Source organism: Kitasatospora sp. NPDC048286 (assembly GCF_043201735.1).
GTDB lineage: Bacteria > Actinomycetota > Actinomycetes > Streptomycetales > Streptomycetaceae > Kitasatospora.
Genome location: NZ_JBICZE010000007.1, coordinates 369,311 through 378,795 on the forward strand (window position 1 = coordinate 369,311; position 9,485 = coordinate 378,795).

Consider the following 9,485-nt stretch of genomic DNA (forward strand, 5'->3'; position numbering starts at 1 on the left):
CAGGTGAGGCCGGGCCCGGGGGATGTTCCCCCGGGCCCGGCCGTCTCTGCACGTCGGTGATCGTTTTCGGGCGTAGGCTCTCGGCTGATCACAGGGGCAGGAGAGGAAGACATGGGCCAGAAGATCATCCGGTTCTCGGACCTGACCGGCGAGCACGTGGAGAGCGACGGGGACCTGGTGCGGGTGGTGGTACTGCAGCATCCCGACCTGACGGACGGTCCGGTCGAGATCGACGCGCTCGCCGGGGAGTTGGGCGGGGTGCGGGAGCTGGCGCTCGACCTGGTCACGATCGAGCTGCACCACCCGGACCGCGCGGAGCCGCAGACCGTGGTGATGGAGGCGGCCACCTTCGACCGGCTGGCCTCGGCCGCGCCGATGGCCGAGGTCCTGCGCGGCGCCAGGCCCGTCTCCCGGGCCTCGGCATCCGAGGCGGCGACCGCCGTCGGCCGGGACCGGGTCAACTACGCGAGCCTGGAGCACGCCGGACGGCCGCACAAGGGCCGCACCACCGAGGCGGAGAAGCAGCTCGTCCAGCAGAACCTGGACAGGATCAACGAGCGGCTCGCCGCCGAGGGCGTCCGCACCATCGACCCGGAGAACGTCGAGCACGCGACCCGCTACGGCCTGGACGTCCTGGCCCGCGAGACCGGTGTGATGTTCGGCTGACCGGCCCGGTCGGCCCTGCCCGCGGGCAGGGCCGACCCGCGGCGTCCGGAGCCGGCGCCCGTCCGGCCGGGAGGGCCGGTCCCGCCGGGACGGCTAGGGCCTGTCTCTTGGATCCTTGCCGGGTCCGCCAAAATCCAAGAGACAGGCCCTAATCCAGCTGGGACAGCGCGTCGGTGACCAGCCTGGTGGCGAAGTCCTTGCCCTTGTTGGAGATCCGGTTGATGTACTCCGCGAGCAGGACCGTCATGGCCTCCAGCGGGTTCATCTCCTCCTTCGTCCACGGTCCGTACTGGGCGCGCCACAGGTTGGGGCTCAGGCCGGTGCCGGCCGCGATGAGCAGGCCGGCCATGGTGGGGATCACCTCCGGGCTGAAGGTCCGCGGCATCATCCGCATCGTGGCCACCAGGCTGGGGACCGCGTGTTCGAGCACGTCCTCCTCGTGGTTCTCGAAGGCCGAGCGCAGCCAGTTCATGTACATGTAGACGAGCGTGCACACGCCTTCCACCAGCGCCTCGGCCTCCTCGGGGCCGAAGGACGCGGTGAGCTGGTCGACCATCCGCTGGTGCTCGGGGTCCGTCCCGGACTTGCCGTCGTAGACGGACTTCAGCCGGGAGTCGATCACCATGAGCGCTGCGCTCACATCGCCGACGGGAGCGTGTTGGGGGTCGCAGGACGGCACGGGACTCCTCCTTGAACGGCGATGGCCCGGTACGGCCGATCCGTTCGTAGGGTAGGCGACCGATCGGGCGGGGACGGACGGATCCGGGCGCGGGCACCCCGCGGGGGCGGGTGCGGGGCGGTGGGACGGGCGCACGGTAGCTGCGGGACGGGCCCTGCCCCCGGCTCCCCGTCACCCTGTGGCGGTTCACCACACGTCAGAAGGAGTCACCGGCAGCCGAGTTGACGACAGCGTGCGGAGGGCGGCCGGACCGTAGCCGTCGCGGGCCCCGGGCCGGCCGCCCTCCCCGCCGTCAGACGCCCGAGACGGCGTTCCGGGCGTTGCGGCGGCGGACGTAGACGGTGGCCAGGATGCCGGCGAGCACCGCCCCGCCGCTCATCCCCGCGACCGACGGGTTGATCATCGGAACGGCGGCCGCGGGCTCGGCCCCGCCGCACTGGGCGTGGCCGATGACCAGGTTGGCGCCGTTCAGCGACGGCAGCAGGGTGATGTGGACGGCGTTGACGGTCAGCACGCCGTTGGCGTCGGTGGTCTGCTCGTTGAGGACGATCGAGCCGACCAGCGGGATGCTGACCCTGGTGTTGGCGGGGGCGTTGGCCTGCAGGTTGGTCGGGATGCCGGCGACGCTGACCGACCCGCCCGCGATCAGACCGCTGCCGGTGGCCCCGGTAGGGGTGGCCGTGCAGGTCGAGTTGACGCCGGTCAGGGAGACGGACGCGACGCCCAGGTTGAGCCCGAGCTTGTCGACCGTCGCCGAGGCGGACGCGGTGCCGTCGGCGGGATTGCCGGCGGTGGTCGCGGTGAGCGTGGAGTTGGTGGCGACCGGCCCGATGTCGAGGCCGACCAGGGTCTGGGTGCCGCCGGACGGGTAGGTCGACTCGGGCGACGGCGCGACGGCGACCATCCCGCCCAGTGCCTCCGTGGAGACGACGTAGGCCTCGGCCACGGGAGCGGGCAGTGCGGCGAACGCCGGGGACGCCACGGACAGGGCAGCGACGGCGAGCGCGGTTCCGGCGAGGACACGGTTGCGGGTACGAGTTCTCACGGGTTGGCCTTTCGGACGGGGGCACGGCGGACGGAGGTGTCCGCCGCACGGGGCAGGAAAGGGGGTGGTGCGTCGACTCCGCCGACCGGCCGCGGGGCCGGGATCGGCCACGGGGCCGGGATCGGCCACGGCCTCACCGGTCGGGGAGAAGTCTCGGTGCTCAGGCGGTGGCGATCTCCTGGCCGGTGATCTCCTTGGCGGGGATCTGCCCGGCGGTGAGTTCCCGGGCGGTGATCTCCCGGGCGGGCACCTCCCTCGCCGCGAGTTCCCGGGCGGGGAGTTCCCGGCCGGTGAGTTCCCCGGCGGTGGACGCCGGCAGCGGCACGGCCGTACGGGCCGTCTTGTGCCAGGCGCCCTTGCGTCGCACGATCCGCCAGAAGGCGCGGACCGCGACGAGGTAGGTGGTCGCGGCGTAGACCGCGAGGGCCAGGCCGTAGCCGAGCGCGGCCCGGCGGCTGATCCCCGGCTCGCTGCGGCGCCGGTACAGCGGCCCCCAGAGGGCGAACTCGGCGACCCCCAGGACGAGGTAGAGCGCGATCAGCACGGCTCCGCCCTCGCGCAGGAAGGCCAGCACGAACTCCGGGTAGAAGACGATGTTGTAGCCGAAGGCGGCGATCGGCACGATGTAGACCACCAGGCCGACGACCTGCAGCCAGGGCTGGACCATGAAGTAGAGGACTTCCAGGAAGCCCAGCGTGGTGAACTCCCGGGAGCGCCAGACCCTGCGCAGGTACGACGCGCACTGCATCGAGCCCTGCGCCCAGCGGACCCTCTGGGTGATCAACTGCCGCACGTTCCACAGGGCTTCCTGGTCCACCCAGGCGGTCGTGGTGTAGCCGTTGCGCCAGCCGGCCAGCATCATCCGCAGCCCGAGCTCGAAGTCCTCCAGCAGCGCCCGGCCCCACGGCTCGCCGCCGGCCCGGTCGATCGAGCGCAGCGCGCCGAGCCGGTTGGCCTGGCCGTTGCCGCCGACGTTGACGGTCCGGGTGAGCCGGCGGGTGATCTGGATGGCGGAGATCGGCCCGCGGAACTCGATGTCCTGGAGGCGGGTCAGCAGCCGGGCGAACCGGTTGGCGAGGCGCCCCCGGTGGGGCAGCGGGACGGCCACGTCGCGGTTGGACATCCGGACCTCGACCTGGACGGCGCCGACGGCCGGGTCGCCGAAGGAGGACGGTCCGGCGAAGGTGTCCAGCATCCCCGGGGAGGGCCGCCCGTCGGCGTCCAGGACGATCAGGACGACCCGGTCGGCGTCGGTGTCCTGCGGCAGCCAGGCCTCGATCGCCCGGTAGGCGGCGTTCAGGGCGTCCCCCTTGCCGGTGCGCGCCCGCGGCAGCCGCCGGGCGACCAGGTGGACGGGCCGCCCCTCGGCCGCCCTGGCCCGTACCACCTCGGCGGTGCGGTCCTCGGAGTGGTCGTCGACCACCCAGACCCGTGCGCGGGGGAAGTGCCGGGCGAGGTGGTCCAGGGTGGCGCCGATCACGGCCTCCTCGTCCCGGCAGGGTATGAGGAAGTGCCAGTCGAACCGGCTCGGGTCACCCGGGGCGTCCGGGCCGGCCCGCAGGAAGTTGCGCACGATCACCGTGACGTAGGCGAGGAAGCCGATCCCCAGCACGAAGGAGAGGGAGACGGACAGGTCGAGCAGGGTCACGGCGCATCGGCCTCCGCGTCGCGGGTGGACGTTCGGGTGGTCAGGAAGAGGAAGAGCAGCAGCGCGGTCAGGCCGGCGGCCATCATCAGCACCGAGCCGAACAGGACGTGCGTCCAGCCGAACCCCTCGTCGCCGTACCGGTGTTGCATGGCGACGATCAGCGTCAGCCGGCCCAGGTTGGCGGCGAGCACCAGGGCGGCCGCCAGGGCGAAGCCCAGCAGGATCCGAGCCGGCCCGCGGGTGCCGAACAGCAGCAGGACTCCGGCCAGCAGGGCCAGCGGGGCGATCAGCAGGGCGCTGCTGCAGCCGGTGGTCAGGGCGATCCCTCGTCCGAACCCGCCGTCGTCACCGGCGTACAGCACCGGCGCGTCGGGGGCCGCGAGCAGCAGGGTGCGCAGGCCGAGCGCGTGGGAGACCAACCACCGCGCCCCGGCCATCTCGTGGAACCGGTAGGCGCGTTCACCGGCGACCAGGACCCCGCACAGGCCGAGCAGCAGCGGTCCGGCCACCCCGGCGAGCACCCGGCCGGCCAGCGGGGCCCGGCCGGGCCGCGACAGTGGCGGGCGGGCCGGGCCCGGTGGCCGGGCGGGTTGTGGGAACACGTCTGCGGTCACGAGGAAACCCCCTGGGAGAAAGGCGAGTCGGCGGAGATCGGCCTGGCGGGGCGGCCTTTGTCGGCCGGCGCGGCTGCCGGACGGACGGGGCGGCTATCGCCCGTCGCGCGTCCGGTCGGTCCGGTCGGTCCGACCGGCCCGCTCGTCCCGGTCCGCGGCGAGCCGGCTGCGCCGCAGCAGGGCGACGCCCACCAGCACCAGGGCGGTGCCGACCGCCGCCACGAGGCCGAGGCCGGGCGAGCCGGTCGAGGCCAGCACGCCGCCACCGGCCGCCGTCGGGGGAAGGCCGCCGCCTATGGGTCCGTACATGGTGGTTCCTCTCGTTGCGACCGGGTTGTCCCGATCTTTGCGATCTGGAGCCGTATGTTGCTGGGCTGATCGGATGATCGGATAGATGGCCGCGCCCATTCGGGTGGAAATCACCCGTTTGCCGCAGTCGGCCGCGCGGAGGTGGCGGCGAGCCGGTATCCGGGAGCGAGGGCGCCGCCGCCAAGTCGGCGCGCTGCGACCGACCTTGATGCACCGGCATACGAACCGTCGGCGACGCCGCTGACGGCTCGGACGGACCCGAGTGGGCCAAGTGGGTGACATTACCCCTGCGTATGGATACTTCCCGTGAATACACCCATATCGTCTGCTGATACTTCCCCACCCCGCCCTCTCGCCCCTTCGGAGCGCCATGTCCTCGACCGATGTCGCCCTGGTCCTCGGAACCCGGCCGGAGATCGTCAAACTCGCCGGAGTGGCCCGCCTCCTCGGCCCGCGGGCCCGCATCGTCTGGAGCGGTCAGCACTGGGACCCGGCCCTCACCAGCACCTTCTTCGCCCAGTACGGCCTCCCCCGCCCGCACCACCTGCTGCAGGGCGTCGGCGGCGAGCCGCGCGGACGGCAGATCGGCCGGATGGTCAGCGCACTGAGCGACCACCTCGCGGCCCGGCCGCCGGCCGCCGTCGTCGTCCAGGGCGACACCAACACCGCCGCCGCCGGCGCCCTGGCCGCGCACTGCGCGGGCATACCCGTCGTCCACGTCGAGGCCGGTCTGCGCTCCTTCGACCCCGACATGCCCGAGGAGGCCAACCGCCGCCTGATCGCCCCGCTCGCCGACCTGCACTGCGCGCCCACCGCGACCGCCGCGGCGCACCTGCTGCGCGAGGGCGTCGAACCGGACCGGGTGGTGATCACCGGCAACACCGTCGTCGAGGCGACCCTGGAGACCCTGCCCGACGAAGCCGAGGCCCACCGCATCGTGGCCGGACACGGCGTCACCCCCGGCGGCTACGTGCTCGCCACCATCCACCGCCCCGAGAACACCGACGACGCCGCCCGACTCGCCCAGATCCTCGACCAACTCGCCGCCCTGGAGCTGCCGGTGCTGCTGCCGCTGCACCCCCGGACCGGGGCCGCCGTCGAGGCCTTCGGCCTGCGCGGCCCGGTCGCACGGCTGCGCCGGACCGAGCCGCTGGACCACGCCGGCTTCCTCGCCCTGGCCCGGCACTGCCGCCTGCTGGTGTCGGACTCCGGCGGGGTGCAGGAGGAGTGCACGGTGCTCAAGCGCCCGCTCGTGGTGGTGCGCAACTCCACCGAGCGCCCCGAGGCCGTCCGGGCCGGCTTCGCCCGCCTCGCCCGCCCCGGCCACCAACTCGCCCGCGCGCTAAGGGAGATGCTCGCCGACGAGGCCGCCGCCGACCGGCTGGCCCGGCTCCCCTCGCCGTACGGCGACGGGCAGGCGAGCGCCGAGATCGTCGCCGCGCTCCACCGCCGCTACCTGTCCTCCGAACTCCCCTCCAAGGCCGCGACGTTGCCCGACCTCGACGTCGAACCTCCCACCATCGAGGACCGGTTGGCCGCTCCGCTCCCAGCGCCCGTCGCCGCCGCGGTCGCCCACCCCCGGCACTGACCGGACCGGCGACCTCCCCCGGCAGCCGGCCCGGATCCCCTGGCAGGAAGGTGGCGGATCCGAACCGTCGACCCTGCGCGCACCGGCTGGCAAGGTCGGAAGCAGCCCGCAACCGGCGGGATCCACTGCATCCGGGGGGCTCCCTTGACGACGACATCCGACGGCCGGGCGACCACCGGGACCGGCGCGGACACGGACGCGTACCGGCCGCAGGCCACGGGCTGAGGCGGGCCCCATGGACGACCGCTACGAGCGCCACTGCCTCGCCGACCCGCTGTTCTACGACGACCCCGCCCGCGCCGAGCGCCCGGACGACCGGTTCGCCGCCGCCTCCGTCCCGCTGCCGCCGGGCTGGCAGCGGGTCGAGCACGGCCCCTGGGTGCACATCAGGGCGCCCCGCGCGCAACTGCCCGAGCAGGGCTGGAAGGTGCACGTCTCGGCCACCCCGGACGAGGCCGAGCGGGTGATCGACCAGGTCCTGGCGTACTGCCTGGAACACGAGCTGACCTGGAAGTTCCTGCGCGGCCGGGCCACCGTGCTCACGGCGAACGGCAAGTACGCCGACCGCCGCTCCAGCGGCAAGCTGATCACCCTCTACCCGGAGGACGACACCCGGCTGGCGCAGGTGCTCGACGAGCTGTCCACCCTGCTCAAGGGCGTTCCCGGCCCGTACGTGCTGAGCGACCTGCGCTACCGGGAGGGGCCGCTCTACCTGCGCTACGGCTCGTTCGTCCAGCGTTACTGCACCGACGAGCAGGGCCAGCGGGTGCCGGCCATGATCGGGCCGGACGGCGAGCCGGTGCCGGACGTCCGGGGCACGGTCTTCACCGTGCCGGACTGGGCGCCGGTGCCGGAGGTCGTCACGGCCCAACTGGCCGCCGACACCGCGCGGGAGGCCGAGACCGCGACCGACTTCCCGTTCGAGGTCACCAAGGCGCTGCACTTCTCCAACGGCGGCGGCGTCTACCGGGCCACCGACCAGCGCGACGGCCGCGAGGTGGTGCTGCGCGAGGCCCGCCCGCACGCCGGCCTCGACCACGCCGGCCGGGACGCGGTGCAGCGGCTGCTGAGCGAGCGCCGGGTGCTGGAGGCACTGGCCGGGCTGGACTTCGTGCCCGCGCTGTACGAGCACCTCCAGGTCTGGGAGCACCACTACCTGGTCGAGGAGTACATCGAGGGCGAGCGGCTGGAGGACGTCTTCACCCGCACCTGCCCGCTCACCCACCCCGAACCGGACGAGGCCGGGCTGGCCGAGTACACCGACTGGGCACTCGACGTGATCGACCAGGTCACCGGCATGCTGGCGGCGCTCCACGAGCGCGGACTGGTCTTCGGCGACCTCCACCCCAACAACGTCCTGATCCGGCCGGACGGTCGCTGCGCACTGGTCGACTTCGAGATCACCTTCGCGGCCGACGACGCCACCGCGCCCCCGCTGGGCGCGCCCGGCTTCGTCTCCCCCAGGGCCCGGCGCGGCACGGCCGTGGACACGTACGCCCTGGCCGCGCTGCGGCTCTACCTCTTCCTGCCGGTGAACAACCTGCTCGCGCTGGACTCCGGCAAGGCCGAACTGGCCGGCCGGGAGATCTCCGCGCGCTACCCCGTGGCCCCCGGTTTCGGGGCCGAGGTCGCCGAGGAACTGCACCGGGCGGCCGGCGGGCGGCTGCCGCCGGGCGCCACCGAGCGCCGGCCGGACCCCGCCGACGGCGACCCGCAGCCCTCGCGGCCGGCCTGGCCGCAGGCCCCGTCGGCGGACACCGAGGCCTGGCGCCCGGTGCTGGACTCGCTGGCCGCGGGCATCCTGGCGACGGCCACCCCGGAGCGGACCGACCGGCTCTTCCCCGGCGACGTCGAGCAGTTCGGCCCGGTCCACAACGGCCTGGACCTCGCCCACGGTACGGCCGGCGTGCTGTACGCGCTGCGGGCCTGCGGCCGGCCCGCCCCGGCCGAGCACACCGACTGGCTGGTGGCCCGGGCGAACGCGGAACCGGACCTGCCGCCCGGGCTGTACGACGGACTGACCGGCATCGCCTGGGCACTGGCCCACCTCGGCGCGTCGGAGGCGGCCGGCGCACTGGTCGACCGGGTACTCGCCGCCGAGCCGCCGCTCGATCCGGGGCTCGGTTCCGGACGGGCCGGCATCGCGCTGGGCCTGCTCGACCTGGCCGGCGCGCTCGGCCGGGACCACCTCGCCGACCGGGCCCTGGCCCTCGGCCACGAACTGGCCCGGGAGGAGCGCGCCCCGCTGCTGCGCGGCCTGCTGGACGGCTGGAGCGGGCAGGCCGCGCTGTTCCTGCGACTGCACGCCCACACCGGCGAACCGCGCTGGCTGACGGCGGCCGAGGCGGCACTCGGCCGCGAGCTGGACGAGGCGGACATCACCGACGGGATGCTCTTCCTGGTCGAGGACCGCTACCGCCGCAAGCTCCCGTACCTGGCCGCGGGCGGCGTCGGCACCGCGCGCGTGATCGCCGAACTGGCCCGGCGCACCGGCGCCGACCGGCTGCCCGCCCGGTTCACCGAGGCGCTCACGGCCGCCGAGCGCGCCTGCCGCCCAGACCTGATCGCCGCGTCCGGCCTGTTCGAGGGCCGCGCCGGACTGCTGCTGCACCAGCTCGGGACCGGGCACCGGGCGGAGGCCGACCGCCACCTGCGACTGCTGGAGTGGCACGTGATGGACCATCGCGGCCACCTGGCCTTCCCGGGCCGCCGCTCGATGCGGCTCTCGGCGGACCTCGCCACCGGCGCGGCCGGCGTCCTGACCGCACTGCACGAGGCAGTGCTCGGCCCGGTACCGCTGCCCGGCATCACGGACTTCCCCCGGCCCTGAGCCAGGGGAACACGACGGCCACCACCGGTGGCCGGGACCACCTCACCGGTAAGGAAAGGAACGGACCATGTCGAAGATCCTGGCCCTCCAGGGGCTCGAGACCGAG

The 9,485-nt window shown here is 74.0% G+C and carries 8 protein-coding genes; 3 read left to right on the plus strand and 5 right to left on the minus strand.

Annotated features, from left to right (window positions below; all coding sequences use genetic code 11):
- The first annotated feature begins 111 nt into the window (after positions 1-111).
- Positions 112-666 carry a hypothetical protein gene (locus tag ACGF13_RS19710; RefSeq protein WP_392876587.1) on the plus strand — a complete coding sequence of 185 codons (555 nt, stop codon included), beginning with the start codon at positions 112-114 and terminating at the stop codon, positions 664-666.
- 148 nt (positions 667-814) lie between these two features.
- Here the strand turns inward: ACGF13_RS19710 and ACGF13_RS19715 are convergent, their stop codons facing one another.
- The 5 genes from ACGF13_RS19715 to ACGF13_RS19735 all read right to left on the minus strand — a co-directional run bounded on the left by ACGF13_RS19715 (position 815) and on the right by ACGF13_RS19735 (position 4,961).
- Positions 815-1,291: a hypothetical protein gene (locus ACGF13_RS19715; RefSeq protein WP_392876841.1), complete on the minus strand. Its 477-nt coding sequence runs from the start codon at positions 1,289-1,291 to the stop codon at positions 815-817.
- Positions 1,292-1,637: 346 nt separating this feature from the next.
- Entirely contained in the window at positions 1,638-2,390 is a 753-nt protein-coding gene (locus tag ACGF13_RS19720; RefSeq protein ID WP_392876589.1) for a choice-of-anchor P family protein, read from the minus strand.
- A 160-nt stretch (positions 2,391-2,550) separates the two neighbouring features.
- The gene (locus ACGF13_RS19725) at positions 2,551-4,038 is read right to left on the minus strand and encodes a glycosyltransferase (protein WP_392876591.1); all 1,488 of its coding nucleotides are present in this window, start codon (positions 4,036-4,038) and stop codon (positions 2,551-2,553) included.
- Positions 4,035-4,652, minus strand: a complete 618-nt coding sequence (locus tag ACGF13_RS19730) for an archaeosortase/exosortase family protein (protein WP_392876594.1) — start codon at positions 4,650-4,652, stop codon at positions 4,035-4,037. The genes ACGF13_RS19725 and ACGF13_RS19730 overlap by 4 nt, the downstream gene beginning before the upstream one ends.
- A 93-nt stretch (positions 4,653-4,745) precedes the next feature.
- Positions 4,746-4,961 carry a hypothetical protein gene (locus ACGF13_RS19735; RefSeq protein WP_392876597.1) on the minus strand — a complete coding sequence of 72 codons (216 nt, stop codon included), beginning with the start codon at positions 4,959-4,961 and terminating at the stop codon, positions 4,746-4,748.
- A 370-nt stretch (positions 4,962-5,331) separates the two neighbouring features.
- Between ACGF13_RS19735 and wecB the strand changes: the two genes are divergently transcribed.
- Positions 5,332-6,549, plus strand: coding sequence for a non-hydrolyzing UDP-N-acetylglucosamine 2-epimerase (gene wecB, locus ACGF13_RS19740; RefSeq protein WP_392876599.1), 1,218 nt, complete (start codon positions 5,332-5,334; stop codon positions 6,547-6,549).
- Between the two features lie 235 nt (positions 6,550-6,784).
- Complete coding sequence (lanKC, locus tag ACGF13_RS19745; protein WP_392876602.1) at positions 6,785-9,379, plus strand: class III lanthionine synthetase LanKC; 2,595 nt, start codon at positions 6,785-6,787, stop codon at positions 9,377-9,379.
- Positions 9,380-9,485: the final 106 nt, after the last annotated feature.